This window comes from Streptomyces sp. NBC_00086 (assembly GCF_026343255.1).
In the GTDB taxonomy this organism is placed as follows: Bacteria; Actinomycetota; Actinomycetes; order Streptomycetales; family Streptomycetaceae; genus Streptomyces.
The window spans coordinates 1-17059 of sequence record NZ_JAPELZ010000001.1; the positions used below are offsets into that span (position 1 = coordinate 1).

Consider the following 17059-nt stretch of genomic DNA (forward strand, 5'->3'; position numbering starts at 1 on the left):
GGCCGTCGTCGTGGCGAGCAGCCCCGGGCCGTCGGCTGCCCAACTTTCACATCCGGGGCCGATGGGGGGTCGGGGTGGCGTCGCCCGGTGGTCCGTGCGGCGTGTCCGTCGGGCGCGACCGCGGAAGCCCGGGACCGCTGCCTAGCGTGGCCCCATGAGCACCCGTACGACACCTCCCACCGCCGGGTACGGCATCCGGTTCGCCCGGTCCTCCGAGTCCGGGGCGGTCGCCGCCCTGCTGGCCCGCGCCTTCTCCGACGACCCGGTCATGGCATGGATGATCCCCGCCCCGGCCGGCCGGGAACGCCGGATCGCCCGCTACTTCGAGCTCGCCCAGCGGCAGCAGCGACCCCGCGCGGGCGGTGTCCGGGTCGCCGCGACCAGCGACGGGCGGTTGCTGGCGGCCGCGCTGTGGTCGGGGCCCGGGCACTGGAGGACCTCTGCGGTGGGAGAGCTGGCGGCGCTCCCCTCCTACGTGCGCGTCTTCGGCCCCCGTGGGCTGTCACGGGCCGGTGAGGTCCAGAACGTCATGCACGGCTCCCATCCCGATACTCCGCACTGGTACCTGCCGTCCGTGGGGACGGAGCCGGGGCTCCAGGGGACGGGAGTCGGTTCGGCGCTGCTGCGCCAGCAGTTGGCGGCCTGCGACAGCCTCGGGCAACCGGCCTACCTGGAGTCGAGCAAGGCCGCCAACGTCCCCTTCTACGAACGGCTGGGTTTCCGCGTCACCTCCGAACTCTGTCTCCCGCAGGGCGGACCCACCCTCTGGCCCATGTGGCGCGAGCCGGTGCGGTGGGGCGCGCGGTCCGCGCATGGGGCGGGCGAGCCCGGGTAGCCGCGCCTCCAGACGTCCTGACGGACGCCCCGCGCCTTCGGGTGCGGGCTGCTGACGACACGGAAGGGGTGCGCATGTCGCACGTCGAGGAGTACGTCGAGGTCAACGTCCCCGTACGGACCGCCTACAACCAGTGGACACAGTTCGAGGACTTCCCCGCCTTCATGGAGGGGGTCGAACGCATCGTGCAGCGCACGGACACGCTCACCCACTGGGTGACGAACGTGAATGGTGTGCAGCGCGAGTTCGACGCGCAGATCACCGAGCAGCTCCCGGACCAGCGTGTCGCGTGGATGACGGTCGACGGGGAGGCCCGCCAGGCCGGGCTCGTCACCTTCCAGCCGCTCGATGCGAGCACCACGAGGGTCGTCCTGCACATGAACTGGGTTCCCGACGGTCTGGCCGAGGCGGCCGCCGACAAGCTCGGCTTCGTCAAGCGTCAGGTCGCGGGTGATCTCAAGCGGTTCAAGCTCTTCATCGAATCGCGCGGGGTCGCGACGGGCTCCTGGCGCGGCGAGATCTGACCGCGATGGGAATCCGGTGGCGCGAGGTCCGCCCCCGGGGTCGGGAGAAGCGCACCGCGTTCCCTGGTCCGGACGCGCGTCAGAGCGGTTCCAGGTCGAGGAAGGCCGCGAGGTTCGGTTCGCCGGTGCCCGGGGCGCCGGGGAGGGCCTGTTCCGCCCAGATGACCTTGCCGTCGGGCGTGTAGCGGGTGCCCCACTGCTCGCTGAGCTGCGCCACCAGGAACAGGCCGCGCCCTCCCTCGTCCGTGGTGGCGGCGTAGCGCGCGTGCGGGGCGCTGTTGCTGCCGTCCCACACCTCGCAGGTCAGGGTGCGGGCGTGCAGCAGCCGTACCCGGACCGGCGCGCTGCCGTGCCGCAGGGCGTTGGTGACCAGTTCGCTGAGGATCAGTTCGGTGGCGAAGCCGAGCTCCGACAGGCCCCATTCGTCGAGCTGCTTCACCGCGACGCTCCGCATGGCGGCAACCGCGCTCGGCTCGAACGGCATGTCCCACTCCGCGACCCGGTCCGGGCCCAGGGTCCGGGTGCGCGCGATGAGCAGCGCCACGTCGTCGGTCGGGCGCGCCGGCAGGAGGAGATCGAGTACGGCCCGGCAGCTCTCCGCGGGGTCCCGGTCCGGATGGCTGAGCGCCGTGCGGAGCAGTTCCAGCCCCTCGCCGATGTCCCGGGTCCGCTCCTCGATCAGTCCGTCCGTGTACAGGACGAGCTGGCTGCCCTCCGCCAGGTGCAGCTCGGCGGTTTCGAACGGAATGCCGCCCAGCCCCAGCGGGGGCCCGGCCGGCAGGTCCACGATGTCCGTCGTGCCGTCGGGGGCGACCACGAGGGGTGGCAGGTGCCCTGCGCGGGCCATGGTGCAGCGCTGGGACACCGGGTCGTAGACGGCGTACAGGCAGGTCGCGCCCAGTACGCCGCCATCCAGGTCGTCGGCGGCCCCGTCGCGGTCGATGCGCTGTACGAGGTCGTCCAGGCGGGCGAGGATCTCGTCGGGCGGCAGGTCGAGGGTGGAGAAGTTGTGCACCGCCGTGCGCAGCCGCCCCATGGTGGCCGCGGCGTGCAGTCCGTGCCCTACGACGTCTCCGACGACCAGCGCGACCCGGCTGCCCGGCAGGGGGATCACGTCGAACCAGTCGCCGCCCACCCCGGACTGGGCGGGCAGGTAGAAGTGCGCCACGTCCACGGCGCTCTGCTCGGGCAGGGCGCGCGGCAGCAGGCTGCGCTGGAGGGTCTCGGCGAGGGCATGTTCACGGGTGTAGCGGCGGGCGTTGTCCATGCTGACCGCCGCCCGGGCGACGAGTTCCTCGGCCAGTGACAGCTCGTCCTCGTCGAAGGGCTCCGGCTTCTGCGACCGCCAGAAGTTGACCACGCCGAGTACGACGCCGCGTGCTCTGAGCGGGGCCACGATGAGCGAGTGGATCCCGTAGTCGACGATGGCCCGGGCTCGCTGCGGGTCCTGGGCGTGCCAGCCCGGCGCGTCGGCCAGGTCGGTCACCAGCTCCGCTTGGCCGGTTCCGTACCCGCGCGCCTGCGGGGTGGACGGAAGGAAGGCGATCAGCCACCCGCGCGGGTAGAGGGGATGGTCGGAGCGGATGCCGCTGACCGCGGTGCGCCGCATGTCGGCGTTGGCGCCGGGTTCGTCTCCGTCGAGCACCGAGTCGGCCAGGTCGACGGTGACGAAGTCCGCGAACCGGGGCACGGCGACGGCGGCGAGTTCCTCGGCCGTCCGCACCACGTCGAGGCTCGTTCCGACGTCGCCTCCCGCGTCGTACAGCAGCTTGAGCCGTCTGCGGGCCGTCTCCGCCCGGCTCGTGAGGATCTGCATCTCGGTGGAGTCCCGGATGGTGACCACGGCGCCCTCCGGCCGGCCTCCGGGGTGGGTGGGCCGCTGGTTGAGCACGAGCAGCCGGTCGCCCACTTCGAGCACCTCGTCGGTGGCCACGCGGCCCGACAGCAGCAGGTCCGCCATCCGGCGGTCCAGGCCGGGCACGTCCCCGACGCTGCGTCCCTCGGCGTCGTCCGGCAGGCCGAGCAGCCGCTTGGCCTCGTCGTTGGCCAGCATGAGCAGCCCGTCGCCGTCAGTGATCAGAACGCCTTCGCGGACGGCGTGGAGCACCGCGTCGTGGTGCTCGTACATGCGGGTCATCTCCTGCGTGCCGAGCCCGTGGGTCTGCCGGCGCAGTCGCCTGCTGATCAGGGCCGTGCCCCCGGTGGCCAGGGCCAGGCCGGTGGCGATGGCCAGCAGGATGACCGGGAGCTGCCGGTCGACGACACCGGTCACGTTCTTCACCGTCAGGCCCGCCGAGACCAGTCCGACGACCCGGCCGTCGGCCGCGGTGACCGGCACCACCGCCTGGATCTCCTTGCCGAGCGGACCCTGCACGCTCTCGGTGTGGACGCGTCCGGCGAGGGAGGGCTCGATCGTGCCGACGAACCGCTTTCCGATGCGGTCCGGCTGGGGATGGCTGTACCGGATGCCGTTGGTGTCCATCACCACGAGGAAGTCCACGCCGGCGACCTTGCGCGTCGTCTCCGCAAGGGGTTGCAGGATGGCGGACGGATCGGACGACTTGAGCGCGTCCTGCAGGCCCAGGGAGTGGGCGAAGGTCTGCGCGACGGAAACCGACCGGTTGCGTGCCTCCCGGTCAATGTCGTGCCGCGACTGGAGCAGCAGCGACAGGAGGGCTCCGGCGGCGAGCAACACCACGATCGCCACCTGGAGGACGAACACCTGGCCGGCGACGCTTCGGAGTCTGTTGCCTAGGGGTGACCGCACCGACACGCCCGGCACGGGTGGCATGGAAGGGTCACGCACCCAGTTGTAGCACCTCCGGGCGTCCGTGGCCCCCCGGCGTGCACGATCGCGCTCGGGCATTCACGCGTGGGCCCGGCCACGGAGGCCCGTACCCGGGCGGGCGCCGGGAAGGCGGCCGGCGGCCTGGACTGGCATCGGCTCGAATCTACGAGGTCAGGGCACCTGCCGGATGGCCGCCTTCGCGGTCACGGCGGCCCGGCGGCCCGGGCCTTGCCCGCTGACGGGGCGCGGTCTCGGTTGCGGCACTCCGGAGCGAGCCGACGACGCAGGGCTACGGGATTCGACTTCAGCTTCGACATGGGGGAACGGCATGCGCGGTTGCATACGCGGAGGAATGACGATGGCTCTGCTGGCCCTGTCCGCCGCGGCAGGGGGCTGCAGTGGCGGGGGAACGGCCGAAGCAGCAGGTCCGCCGTTGACTTCCGCCGATCTGTCGGAAGCCCTGCTGGTGAAGAAGCACTCAGGTTTTCATATGACTCCGCAGGCAGAGCCACTGATGGAAGACGTGGACGTGGTGACGGCGGCCGATCCTTCCTGCCAGCCGCTGGCCGACCTCAGGAGCGGCAAACCCCGCCATGTGGCGGTGGGGACCGCCTGGACGACGGTCGAGCCCCCGGGCGGGGATGCTGCCGGGAGCGTCGTGCTCACGAGCTACGCGGCCGGCGAGGCGAAGGAGAAGCTCCGCGAGGTGAAGAGGGCGCTCGGCACCTGCAACGAGCTGGAGGCCTCCTCCCAGCGGGGCTGGTCAGAACGGGTCGACGTCAAAGCACTGCCGACCGAGGCGGTCGGCAACGAATCGGCCTCCTTCTCCCTCACGAGCCCCCTGCAGAGCCCCGGCAAGGAACAGGTCATGACGCTCGTGAGGACCGGCAACACGCTGGCCGTCTACATGATCCCGCCGGACGGGAACGTCCTCCCCGTCTCCCTCATGAAGGAACAGCACGAGAAGCTGCAAGGAGCCGGCTAGGGGGTGTGGGAGGCGAGCAGTTCCCGCAGGAGTTCCACGATGAGACCGGGCCGTCCCACGAATGGGGAGTGGCCCGTCTGCCATTCGCGCCCCTCAGTGCAGCGCGCGGCCATCCTCCGCTGGAGGCCGGGGTCGATGGCCCGGTCCTGGGCGCAGACGACGTAGGTGGAAGGAGTTTCCTTCCAGCTGTGGAGTCGCGGGACTCCTCGTCCGCAGCCCGGGGCCTGCGCACGCAGCAGGGCGAGCGCCCGCGCGGCGAGAGGTTCGGGACAGTCGCCGTAGAGGGTGGCGGCGGCCAGTCCGGGGTGCAGGGTCGTGGAGCCGTCCGGCTCGGCGACGATCGCGTCCCGGAGCTGCTGGGAGGCGCCGCCCAGGCTGGCCGCGCTCTCGCCGGTGTCCGGCACGAAGGCCGCCAGGTAGACCAGGTGTGCCGCTCCACGGACGCCTGTGATCACCGACCCTCCGTAGGAGTGGCCGAGGACGAGCGGGGGCTCCGGCAGGGCGTCGACGACGGCCTGGACAGCGGCGGTGTCGGCAGCCAATGAGCCGCGGTGGAGCTCGGGCACGACAACCCTCGTTCCATCGGCCCGCAACCGTTGCGCCAACACCCCGAAGTGCTCGGGACGGTGGTACAGACCGTGTACAAGCACCACAGCGGCCAACTCGTCCGTCTCCTCAGATCGCCCCGGACCGGTCAGCTTATGGCCCGTCGTCACACTCCCGTTTGCCTTGATCCACTTTCGATCCACGGCCTGATCCCGGGGGCCCGCCGGCTGCAGGCTGGAAGGCGACGCGGGCTCCGATGCGGAACGAGCAGTCGGCCGTACGCGCGTTCCATCCTGCTGCCGTGACGGGCCCGGCGGGGCGGGGTGTGGGATCAGGCCATGGTTCCGTCACCCGACCGGTCCAACAGGTCCTAGAGTGTGCGCGTGACCGAGCAGAAATCCGAACTCATCGCCGGCCGGTACCAGCTGGTCGAAGCCATCGGCCAGGGGGGCATGGGCCGGGTCTGGCGCGGCCTCGACCAGCAGCTCTTCGGGCGCGAGGTCGCCATCAAGGAGATCCTCTTCCCGGTGGGGCTGGGCGACGGCGAGCGTGCGACGCTGCTCAGGCGTTTCACCGGCGAGGCCCGCGCGGCGGTCACTCTCAGCCACCCCGGGATCATCACCATCCACGACGTCGTCGAGCACCACGGCGCCCCCGTCATCGTCATGGAGTTCATCCGGGGGCGGTCCCTCGCCGCGGCCATCCGCGAGCAGGGCCGGCTGCCCGTGCGGCGGGTGGCGGAGATAGGGGCCGCCATGCTCGGCGCGCTCACCGAAGCGCACGGCGCGCGGATCATCCACCGCGACATCAAGCCGGACAATGTGCTCCTGACCAAGGACCGCGTCGTCCTCACCGACTTCGGCATCGCCCACCTGGCGGACGCCACAACCAAGCTCAGCCAGAGCGGGACCGTCATCGGCACCCCGCACTACATGCCTCCGGAGCAGCTGGAGGGCAAGCGCCCGACCCCCGCCAACGACCTGTGGGCACTCGGCGCCACCCTCTACCACGCCGTCGAGGGCCGCCCGCCGTTCGAGGCCGACGGGCTCCACGCCCTTGCCGTGGCCGTCTTCACCCGCCCCCACCGGCCGCCGGCCCACGCCGGCCCGCTGGCGCCCCTGCTGGACGCGCTCCTCACGAAGGACCCGGCGCAGCGCATCGGCGCCGCCGAGGCCGCCGAGCTGCTGGCGTCGGCACTGCAGTCCTCCCCGTCCCGGGAGGGCACGACCGACGAGGCCGACTCGGGCCGGCCCGAAAGCGCGCCCGTCCCGGACGCGGCGACGGAGCACGCTCCGACCCCGACCAAGCGGGAAACGGAGCTGCCGTCCTCGGCTCCCCTGCCGACGCCCACGGCCGTGGAACCGGCGCACGTGCCCGATACCTCCCGCCCGCCCGTACCGGAGCGGCCGACCACCCCGCCCGTCGCCGTCCCCTCGGCCGAGGACGTGATCTCGCTCGGCTGGACGGACCGGCAGGGGCGGGAGGAGGGGGCTTCCACCCGCCGGCGCGCCCTCACCCGGCGCTCCGCCGTTCTGGGAATGGCCATGGTCACCCTGGCGGCCGGCTCCGTCCTGACCTGGAAGCTGACCCGTGGCAACCCGCCCGGCGGCGGAACGACCGGAGGCGGTTCCACGGCCTCCCCCATCACGGTGGTCATCGGAGTGGACGCACCGCTCAGCGGCGGGGGCGACCTGTCAGCCATGGGGGTCGGCATGAAGAACTCCGCCGATCTGGCGGTCAGGACCTCCAACCGCACCGGGCACGTGCCCGGCGTGAACTTCGAGATCAAAGCTCTGGACGACGAGGCCACTCCCGCCAAGGGCGGGCCGAACGCCACCCAGTTCGTCGATGACGAGAAGGTGCTCGGCGTCGTCGGTCCCCTCACCTCCGGGGTCGCCAAGACCATGGCGCAACCGCTTGGACAGGCGAACCTCGTCAACGTGTCTCCGTCCAACACCGACCCCGTGCTGACACTGGGTCCCGACTGGGCCAAGGGCTCCAAGTCACGCCCGTACAAGACCTACTTCCGAACCGTCGCCACGGACGTCGACCAGGGGCCGTTCGCCGCCCGGTACCTCCACGGCGAGGCCGGGAAGCGGAAGCTCTACGTCATCGGCGACGGCAGCGCCTACGGCACCGGCCTCGCTTCCGGGTTCGGCAGCGCTTTCGCAAAGCTCGGCGGGACCGTCGTGGGTACGGACCAAATCGATCCCGCGCAGGACGACTTCTCCTACCTGGCCCCCCAGATCCGGGCCTCCGGCGCCGATGCCGTGTACTTCGGCGGCTACTACGACGCCGCCGGGCCGCTCTCCCAGCAGCTCAAGCAGGCGGGCGTGAGCGTCCCCCTGATGGGTGGCGACGGCATGTTCGACCAGCAGTTCCTCACGACGAACACGAAGGCCGAGGGCGACCTCGCCACCGGCCTCGGCGTTCCCACCGAGGGCCTCGCCAAGGGACAGGACTTCCTCGACCGGTACCAGGAGGCGGGTTACTCGGAGGCGGCCGGTTCGTACGGCCCCTCCGCGTACGACGCGACCTGGGCCGTCATCGAGGCGGTGAAGGCCCTGGTCGAGGACAACGGCGGCGCCCTCCCCGCGGGCGCCCGGGCGAAGATGTCCCAGGCCGTGTCGGGGCTGGCGTTCGACGGTGTCACCGGTCGCGTGGCCTTCGACGAGTACGGCGACACGGTCAACCGCCAGCTGACGGTGTACTCGGTGAAGGGCGGCAGCTGGACGACCGTGAAGAGCGGCCCCGCCGCCGACTGATCCCTCCCGGACGCACCGGAGGCGCCGTGGCTCCCCCCTTGGCAGCCACGGCGCCTCCTGTCCTGCGGAGCGACCTACAGCCGCTGCCAGAGGGCCGGGACCACGGGCGGCTCCCAGCCCGTCTGGGCCTGGTGGCCCTGGATGCAGCGGTAGCTCGCGCCGCCGTAGGTGACGGTGGCGCCGGCCGCGTAGACGGAGCCGGCCTTCCAGGTGCCGCCGGGTTCGGGGTCGCCCGGGCCGGGGCCCGGGTCGGTTCCGGAGACCTTGAGGGTCAGGCCGTAGGAGGACAGGATCGGGTTCAGCGGCTGGAAGAAGGTGGTCCCGCCGCTGGAGCAGTTGCCCGAACCGCCCGAGGTCACGCCCTGGGCCTGGCTGCCGGAGATGTACGAGCCGCCGGAATCACCGGGCTCGGCGCAGACCGTCGTACGGGTGACGCCGGAGATGGTGCCTTCGGGGTACGTGACGCTGGTGTTGTGCTGCTGGATGGTGCCGCAGTGCCAGCCGGTGGTCGATCCGGATCGGCATACCGATGCCCCGACGGGTTGCAGCACTGAGCCGGTGACCTGCACGTTAGCCCCGCCGCTGCCCTTGACGTAGGGGGTGGAGGACCAGTTGGCGTTCGCCGCCACCCAGGCCATGTCGTTGCCGGGGAAGACGGAGGCCTGGAAGGAGCCCTGGGCGACCTGGTTGAAGCCGCTGGTGGTGGTCCCGGGCCGCCCGCAGTGCCCGGCGGTGGCGAAGCCGTTCACCGTTCCCTTGGTGATCGGGAAGCCCACGGAGCAGCGGCCACTGCCGTTCATGTAGTACGCGTCCCCGCCGCGCAGGTCGTACAGCGGGCGCGGGGCCTCGGCGGTACGGACCACCGTGACCAGGGCCGCGTCGGTCCCGGTGGCCGCCAGCAGGGCGGCCGCGGCCCCGGGCCGGGTCTCCTCGACGACCAGGGTGTTGCCGCGCGGGTCGACGTAGCGGACCGGGGTCCCGGCGGTGGCGGCCCGGTCCAGTGCGGCCTTCGCGGTGTCCAGGTCGGCCAGGGAGCGCCCGACCAGCTGCGCCCGGGCCCCGGTGGCCCGTATCGCGGCGGTGTCGGCGGCACGGGTGGTGGCCACGGTCAGGGTCCCCGCGTCTGCGCCGTCCAGCCAGGCTCCGGCGAAGGCCGGCCCGAGCCGGGACCGGAGCCTGGCGGCGGTGGCTCCCGCTTCCGCCTCGTGGGCCAGGCGGGCCTTGGCCTGTGTGGGGGTCAGGCCGAGGTCGCGCTGCATGGCGGAGAGGAGCTCGGAAGGAGCGTCGGCGGTGCGCAGGGTGGCGGAGGCCGACTTCTGCGGGCGGGTGGTGTCGGCGGAGTCCGCGGGGGCGGCGGTGGCAACGGCGCCGGTGGCGGCCAGCAGCAGCCCGGCGGCGGCCAGGGCGGTACACGCCGCGCGGGCGTGTCGCTTGAGCATGGGGGATCTCCTCGGTTCGGTGGGGGGTCAGCGACACCGTAGGAATCCGAACGCCTTAGCGGGAGATGCCGGTTGGCCCCTCCCCCGGTGTTATGGCCGCCCGGCGGGCACCTCCGCCGGTGGCCGGGTGGAGCTGATCGAACGCCGTCGCTTCCGCGCCTTGCCCCGCCTGGCCTACGCCCGTTCCGCCAGTGCCGCGGTGACCGCGGCTGCGGACGATCGGGCCAGCGCCTCCGTGTGCGCGTCCCGGGCGTGCTCCAGCACAGCTGCCGCGCGGGCGGCCGCCCGCGCCTCCGGATGCCAGCCGAGCAGGTGCCGCCACACCAGCGGGCTCCCGGCGAGCGGCCGGGTCACCAGCCCGGGGGTCACCGGGAAGGTCGCCCGGCACAGCCCGACGGCCCGCCCGACCTGGACGAGGTGCACGCACGAAGCCGTGTCCGTCTCGTACACGCAGGCCGGGGTGAACCCGGCGCGCACGCACGCCGCCGCGAAGCAGTCCCCGAAGCACCCGTCGCCCGGTACGTCGGTCCAGGCCTCGGCGGCCAGTTCCGCCAGCTCGATCCACGGCCGCCGCGCCAGCGGGTGGTCCTCGGCCAGCATCACGTGCACCGGGTCCCGTGCCACCTCCCTCCACGCGAGCCGCCCCGGCTCCGGCGGGGCGCTCTCCCCGCACACCCCCACCAGGGCGAAGTCCAGCCTGCCGGCGGCCACGCCCCCGGCGACCTCCCGTTCCGACCACGAGGTGGAGGTGGTCACCGGCACACCGGGCTCCTGCCGCACGATGCGGTCCACGAGTCCGCCCAGCAGTGGCCCGTGCGTCCCGCCGAGCCGGTAGCCGACCGTGCCCTGCCGGGCGAAGCGCACCGCCTCCTCCTGGAGCTCGCACACGGCCGGCAGCACCACGCGGGCCCGCTCCAGCACCAGCTCCCCGAGCGCGGTGGCTCGTACGCCGGCCCGCCCCCGGACGAAGAGCGGTCCGTCCAGCGCCCGCTCGATCCGCTTGAGCTGGGTGCTCAGAGCGGGCTGAGTGAGCCCCAGCACGGTGGCCGCGCGGGTCAGGCTGCCGGCGTCGGCGACGGCTCTGACGATCTTGAGGTGCCTCAACTCCAGATCCATGACCTGAGCTTGGTCCAGACCTGTGGGCATGCGCTACGGGTCTGCCGCATCCGGAATCGACGAAAGCGCGTAAGCCATGACGCCGGGTTCGGCGCCGCGCCTCTTGTGTTCCCGCGGGCTCTCGTGCGGGCCTGCCGACGGGATCGGGTCTTTGCCCTGCTCAGGAGGGTGCGATGCTTCATACGCGTCGGCAGTGAGCCGGCGCGATGAAAGGTGGCGTCACATGGCAGCAGGATTTTCGGACTGGAAAGTCAACCGGCAGTACGCGGAGAACGACCGTGTCGTTCATTTCGGCAAGCAGTACCGGTGCCTGGTGACGCACAAGTCCAATTCCGCGAGCAACCCGGCAACGACCGTCAAGATGTGGCAGCCCTACGCCGGCTGAGCGGCGACGGGAAGCGCCCGGAACCGATTGGAAGCGCTCTCAGACGCCCGCCCGTCCCGGCGCTAGGCTGTAGCCGATCCGGCGACGGCGCAGGTCCGCACCACCCTGCGCGTCACCGCCCCGTCGACGAGGAGCGACCGCCTTGCCCGAGCAGTCCCCCGGGTCCCGCCCCACCCTGGAAGCCGTCGCGGCGCGTGCGGGGGTCTCCCGGGCCACCGCCTCGCGGGTCGTCAACGGGGGCGACGGGGTCCGCAAGCCGCTGGTCGACAAGGTGCTCCGGGCGGTCGACGAGCTCGGCTACGTCCCCAATCACGCGGCCCGGACCCTGGTGACGCGGCGGACGGGCGCGGTGGCCGTCGTCATCTCGGAGCCGGAGGTACGGATCTTCTCGGACCCCTTCTTCTCCCAGCAGATCCGGGGCATCAGCAAGGAACTGACCGCCCACGACACCCAGCTCGTGCTGCTGCTGGCCGAGGGACCGGGGGACTTCGACCGGATCACCCGGTACCTGTCCGGCGGGCACGTGGACGGCGCGCTCGCCTTCTCCCTGCACACGGACGACCCGCTGCCCGCGATCACCCGGCGAGCGGGGATTCCCACCGTGTTCGGGGGCCGGCCCGGCTGGACCTCCGCACCCGGCGAACGGGCCGTCCCGTACGTCGACGCCGACAACCGGGGCGGGGCCCGGGTCGCCGTGCAGTACCTGCGGGACCTCGGGCGGGAGCGGATCGCGCACATCGGCGGGCCGCCCGACCAGACCTCGGCGATGGACCGCCTCGACGGCTACCGCGACGTACTGCTGGACACGGATCCGACGCTCGTCGCCGAGGGCGCCTTCACCGTGGAGAGCGGGGCGCGGGCGATGGCGGAGCTGCTGGAACGGCGGCCCGACCTGGACGCGGTGTTCGTCGCGAACGACCTGATGGCGTCGGGGGCGCTACGGGTCCTGCGGGAGCGCGGGATCGCGGTGCCGGCGCAGGTGGCGGTCGTCGGGTTCGACGACATGGACCCGGTGGCCAAGGAGACCGACCCGCCGCTGACCACCATCAACCAGGACATCGAGGGCCAGGGCCGGCTGATGGCGCGGCTGCTGCTGCGCAGCCTCGACCGTACGGCGAACGGCACGGCGCCGGACTCGGTGATCACCCCGACCATGCTGGTCCGGCGGGCCTCGGCCTGAGCCCCGGCGTACGCGTACGGCGGGTCGCCGCCCCGAGGAGCCTGCGACCCGCCGCACCGATCGTGCCCGTAGGCCTGGTTCGGCCCCGCAGGGGACTACGCGTACGGGATCCTCAGCACCGCCGCGTCCGTGCCCGTCTGCACCTGCGAGGTGCCATTGCCCAGCGCGTTCCAGATCTCCAGGCGGACGGTGCCGTTCTTGAGTTCGCCCAGGCTGCCGGTGACGGCCTGCGCGCCGACCGCCTGCGTGTACTCCTCCCAGCCCGCGACCGGGTCGGTCGCGAAGTAGCGGAAGGTCTCGGTGCGGTCGAAGGTGCCGTCACCGGTCAGGTCGTAGCTGACGCGGACCTGCGGGGCGAGCCCCACCTTGGTGCCCGCGTCCACCCGGAGGCGGAACGCGGTGGCGGCCCCGGCGGCGACCTTGCCGTTGACCTGCTTCACCTCGTAGACGTTCGGCCGGTACGGGGTGCCGTCCCGGTTCACGCCGTCGGCCGAGGCCAGGGTGTCCACGCCGGCCGGGTCTGTGGTGGCGGTGGTCAGGACGCCGCCGGTCTTGAGCCGGAAGGTGTTGCCGGTGGACGGGCCCGGCTCCTCCGGGTCGGGGTCTCCACCACCGGCACCGGTGCCCGTGGCCGTCGAACGGGCCGGTACGGACAGGGTCTTGCCGTCCGAGAAGGTCACCGTACGGGCGGTGGAGCCGTGGTTGTGTGCGGCGTAGGTGCGGGTTCCGTTCTTGGTGAAGACGGCCGAGGTGGGCAGGTCGGCGCTGACCGTCATGTCCGGCGCGCCGAGCGCGTCGAGGGTGTTGATCCAGTGGTAGGTGTGCGCCTTGGACTCACCCTGCTCGGGGGTGTAATTGCCGTTCACTGCGTCCCACTTGGCCTTCGCCGAGGAAGGATCGGTCAGTGCCTCGAACTCCCAGAGCAGGTCGCGCCACTCCTGGGCCGGGCCGCCGTTCTCGCGCTCCATCTCGGCGATGTTCCGCTTGATGGCGGCCTTCTCGCGAGCCAGGTGGAGTGAACCTCCGGTCACGGGAAGCACGTTGATGCCGTGGATCTCCTCCGGGTTGGCGGTCCACCAGGTGGAGTACGCGGCGCCGCTGCCCCAGACCATGCCGACCGTGCCGTACTTGTACGTGGCGGGGAAGACCTGCTCGCTCGCGTCGAACCAGTACTGGGTGATCGCCTCGGACTCCGTCGTCAGCAGGTAGCTGCCGAGGTCGCGGAGCGAGGTGTCGCCCGTCGCCGCTCCCCAGAGCACGAGACCGGCGCTGAGGTTGACGGACTCCGACGAGGACTCCTGGTTGTTGCCCGCCGCGAAGCCCTGGTGGCCGGAGGCCCAGCTGTGGCCCGCGTAGACGTCGAAGCCGCGCAGGAAGGGGTACGCCGAGTCGGTGCGGCTCGGGTTGGCGGTGTCGCGGATCAGGTGCTTGATCATCGCGCCCCAGGCCGAGTCGGCCGCCCAGGCCGGGTCGTACTGGGCGATGATCGCCGCCGCGTAGACGTAGTAGCTGTAGTGGAAGTGGTGGTCGTTGAGTTCGGTGTCACTGCCGTACGAGGCCGGGTAGCCGGTGAGGGTCTTCCAGTCCTTGTCGTAGCTGAACCCGCTCGCCCCGCCCGCCGTGAACCACTCCTGGAGCCGGCCCTTCATCAGGCCGAGGAGCTTGTCGCGGGTCGCGGTCTGGCCGATCTGGTCGGCCACGGGCACCAGTTGGGCGAGTCGGCCGAGCGCCTTGCCGGTCCAGTAGGTGTCGGAGGCCCCGGAGAACGGGTCGGAGGCGTTGGCAACCTCGTTCAGGTAGCCGGTCAGCCGGGCCCGGTCGACGCCGCTGGAGGCGGGCAGAGCGGGCAGCACGCCGCTGTTCTTCTGGCTGGTGGTGAAGGACGCGGACTCGCGCACCTTCATGGTGCCGCGCGGAGAGACGTACGTGTACGGGGTGAGCGCGTCGGTGGTGTGCAGCCACTGGTGGCGGTAGAGGGCCTGGAGCGTGCCGCGCTCGGTGCCCTCCTTGGCCTCCGTGGTCAGGGTGTAGGTCGCCCGGACGTCGCCGGCGGCGCTCTGCCAGGCCACCTGGGAGCCGGTGACGAAGCTGAACGCGTACTTGCGGTAGGTCGCGAGCGCGTCCGTGGAGGGCAGGACGGCGAGCGAGAAGTAGTCCTTGCCCGCGAGTCCGGCGGTGATCGTGGTGCCGGAGACGTTCCAGTCGGCGCCGGTCGGGGCGAAGAGCGCGTAGTGGTGACCGGCGACGGTGATGCCGAGGACGTTGCCGTTGTCCGCGAAGACGGTGGGCGTGGAGGCGGTCGTGATGCGGGCGTCGCCGCCGGAGCCCCTGGCGTACACGAACGGCATGCCGTGGCCGATGGTGGCCCGGAAGGTGCGGGAGCCGTCCGCCCAGTACGGGGTGACCGTCCAGTCCGACCAGGCGTCGGCCTTGGTGTCGGGAGAGTTCAGGCCGGTGAGCCCGACGGTGAGGTCGGCCTTGTGGGCGTACTCGTACTGCCGGCCGTCACCGACGATCGCGGGCGCGGTCGGGTAGCCGACCTCCAGGCCGGAGGCCTTGGCCTGGTACGTGAGGGGGTGACCGTACATGGGGGTGGAGTACGGGTTGTCGCCGTAGCGCTGATAGGCGAGCGAGGTCCACCAGTCGTTGGTCGGGACGGGCTTGTCCCGGGCGGCGGCGGTGAGCTTGGGGGTGACGGGGGCGCCGGTGTTCGTCGTGGGTCCGGACGTGCCGGCCGGTCGGGTGTCGGTGTAACTGCCGGAACCCGCGGGGATGGTGGCGGCGACCGCGGGGGAGGCGGCGGGGCCCAGGCCGACGGCGGCCAGCGCGACGGCCATGAACGTCGCCGCTGCAGGTCTGGAGAGGGAGGCTCGCACGGAACAGCACCTCGATCACGTGGGGGGAAGAGCGCGTTCGAGAGCGCTCTCAAGTGCCAAGGAACGTAAATCTCCTGAAACCTCAGTGTCAAGAGAGCCAGCAATGAGGGCAGTTGGACGTAACTCGAAGCTGTTATGCGTTCGAGTCTTGACGGAGGGCAGGTGGTGGGGGACGCTCCAGACGCACGCACTGAGAGCGCTCTCAAGGCGCTCGGTACATCCCGAAGTCAAGGGAGGCTTCCCATGCCCATCGCCCGAGCCGCCAAGAGAGCCACAGCCCGCCTCGGCGCTGTGGTCCTCACAGGGGCCCTCCTCGCCGCCTGTGGATCCAGCGCCTCGCCGGACTCCTCCGACGGCGCGGGCGCACAGGTCACCCTCACGGTCGACCTCTTCGGGTCCTTCGGCTTCAAGGAGGCCGGGCTCTACGAGGAGTACCAGAAGCTCCACCCCAACGTGACGATCAAGCAGAGCGACACCCAGGACGAGGCCGACTACTGGAAGTCGCTCCAGACCCGCCTCGCGGGCGGCGGCGGTCTCGCGGACGTGCAGGGCGTCGAGGTGGGCCGGATCGCGTCGGTCACCCAGCAGCAGTCCGACAAGTTCCAGGACCTCAAGGAGTTCGGGGCCGACAAGCTCAAGGGCCAGTTCGCCGAGGCCAAGTGGTCCGCGGCGACCACGAAGGACGGCAAGGTCCTCGGTCTCGGCACGGACGTGGGCCCCGAGGCCATGTGCTACCGCACCGACCTCTTCCAGCAGGCCGGTCTGCCCACCGACCGCGAGGAGCTCGCGAAGAAGTGGTCCACGTGGGACGGCTACCTGGAGCTGGGCAAGGAGTACAAGAAGAAGGCGCCCGCCCAGAGCGCCTGGCTGGACAGCATCGGCTCCCTCTACGGGATCATGATCGGCCAGGAGAAGGAGCGGTACTACGACGCCTCCGGCAAGTTGATCTACGAGACGAACCCGGCGGTCAAGGCGGCCTGGGACACCTCCGTGAAGGCGGCCGAGGCCGGCCTGAGCGCCAAGCTCGACCAGTGGTCGCCGCAGTGGAACCAGGCCTTCGCCGCCGGTTCGTTCGCCACGATCCCGTGCCCGGCCTGGATGCTCGGCTACGTGAAGGGCCAGGCCGGTGACGGGGGCAAGGGCAAGTGGGACGTCGCCAAGCTGCCCGGCGGTGCGGGCAACTGGGGCGGCTCGTACCTCTCGATCCCGCGTGCGGCCAAGCACAAGGAGCAGGCGTACCAGCTGATCGAGTGGCTCACCGCGCCCGAGCAGCAGGCGAAGGTCTTCCAGAAGCAGGGCAACTTCCCCTCCTCGACGGGAGCGATCGCGCAGATCGCTGATGCCAAGGACCCGTACTTCTCGGGCGCCCCGATCGGCCGGATCTTCGGTGACGCGGCCAAGGCCTCCCCGGTCCAGGTGCTGGGCGTGCACGACCAGAACGTGATGCAGCAGCTGACGAACGCGCTGAGCGAGGTCGAGCGCAAGGGAGTCTCCTCTGACACGGCGTGGGAGACGGCGAAGAAGGGCGTGGCGAACGTGATCGGCTGACACCGGTCGCGGGCCGGCCACCTCGCCTCCCCGCGAGCCCGGTCCACCCCGGCCATCCCCGCGCGGGTGCCC

The 17059-nt window shown here is 71.7% G+C and carries 12 protein-coding genes; 7 read left to right on the plus strand and 5 right to left on the minus strand.

Annotated elements, in window-relative coordinates; translation table 11 throughout:
* The first annotated feature begins 154 nt into the window (after positions 1-154).
* Both OG276_RS00005 and OG276_RS00010 read left to right on the plus strand, forming a co-directional pair.
* Complete coding sequence (locus tag OG276_RS00005; protein ID WP_266901343.1) at positions 155-835, plus strand: GNAT family N-acetyltransferase; 681 nt, start codon at positions 155-157, stop codon at positions 833-835.
* Between the two features lie 74 nt (positions 836-909).
* Positions 910-1359 carry an SRPBCC family protein gene (locus OG276_RS00010; protein ID WP_266901345.1) on the plus strand — a complete coding sequence of 150 codons (450 nt, stop codon included), beginning with the start codon at positions 910-912 and terminating at the stop codon, positions 1357-1359.
* A 79-nt stretch (positions 1360-1438) separates the two neighbouring features.
* Here the strand turns inward: OG276_RS00010 and OG276_RS00015 are convergent, their stop codons facing one another.
* Positions 1439-4132 (minus strand): SpoIIE family protein phosphatase/ATP-binding protein, encoded by a 2694-nt coding sequence (locus OG276_RS00015; RefSeq protein ID WP_266912423.1) that lies wholly within the window; start codon positions 4130-4132, stop codon positions 1439-1441.
* A gap of 505 nt (positions 4133-4637) precedes the next feature.
* Between OG276_RS00015 and OG276_RS00020 the strand changes: the two genes are divergently transcribed.
* Positions 4638-5132: a hypothetical protein gene (locus tag OG276_RS00020; RefSeq protein ID WP_266901347.1), complete on the plus strand. Its 495-nt coding sequence runs from the start codon at positions 4638-4640 to the stop codon at positions 5130-5132.
* On the opposite strand, the gene OG276_RS00025 is transcribed toward OG276_RS00020, so the two are convergent.
* Positions 5129-5794, minus strand: coding sequence for an alpha/beta fold hydrolase (locus tag OG276_RS00025; protein ID WP_266901349.1), 666 nt, complete (start codon positions 5792-5794; stop codon positions 5129-5131). The two genes, OG276_RS00020 and OG276_RS00025, sit on opposite strands and share 4 nt — an antisense overlap.
* A 267-nt stretch (positions 5795-6061) precedes the next feature.
* Between OG276_RS00025 and OG276_RS00030 the strand changes: the two genes are divergently transcribed.
* On the plus strand, positions 6062-8443 hold the full coding sequence (locus OG276_RS00030; protein ID WP_266901351.1) for a bifunctional serine/threonine-protein kinase/ABC transporter substrate-binding protein: 2382 nt from the start codon (positions 6062-6064) through the stop codon (positions 8441-8443).
* 74 nt (positions 8444-8517) lie between these two features.
* On the opposite strand, the gene OG276_RS00035 is transcribed toward OG276_RS00030, so the two are convergent.
* Both OG276_RS00035 and OG276_RS00040 read right to left on the minus strand, forming a co-directional pair.
* A complete protein-coding gene (locus OG276_RS00035; RefSeq protein WP_266901353.1) occupies positions 8518-9882 on the minus strand; it encodes a carbohydrate-binding protein in 1365 nt (454 codons plus the stop codon).
* Between the two features lie 174 nt (positions 9883-10056).
* Complete coding sequence (locus tag OG276_RS00040; protein ID WP_266901355.1) at positions 10057-10998, minus strand: LysR family transcriptional regulator; 942 nt, start codon at positions 10996-10998, stop codon at positions 10057-10059.
* 223 nt (positions 10999-11221) lie between these two features.
* Here OG276_RS00040 and OG276_RS00045 point away from each other — a divergent pair, with 223 nt between their 5' ends.
* Both OG276_RS00045 and OG276_RS00050 read left to right on the plus strand, forming a co-directional pair.
* Positions 11222-11383: a carbohydrate-binding protein gene (locus OG276_RS00045; protein ID WP_266901357.1), complete on the plus strand. Its 162-nt coding sequence runs from the start codon at positions 11222-11224 to the stop codon at positions 11381-11383.
* Between the two features lie 142 nt (positions 11384-11525).
* Complete coding sequence (locus OG276_RS00050; RefSeq protein WP_266901359.1) at positions 11526-12563, plus strand: LacI family DNA-binding transcriptional regulator; 1038 nt, start codon at positions 11526-11528, stop codon at positions 12561-12563.
* 95 nt (positions 12564-12658) lie between these two features.
* On the opposite strand, the gene OG276_RS00055 is transcribed toward OG276_RS00050, so the two are convergent.
* Positions 12659-15400, minus strand: coding sequence for a glycosyl hydrolase (locus OG276_RS00055; protein WP_266912425.1), 2742 nt, complete (start codon positions 15398-15400; stop codon positions 12659-12661).
* 282 nt (positions 15401-15682) lie between these two features.
* Between OG276_RS00055 and OG276_RS00060 the strand changes: the two genes are divergently transcribed.
* Complete coding sequence (locus OG276_RS00060; RefSeq protein WP_266901361.1) at positions 15683-16987, plus strand: ABC transporter substrate-binding protein; 1305 nt, start codon at positions 15683-15685, stop codon at positions 16985-16987.
* Positions 16988-17059: the final 72 nt, after the last annotated feature.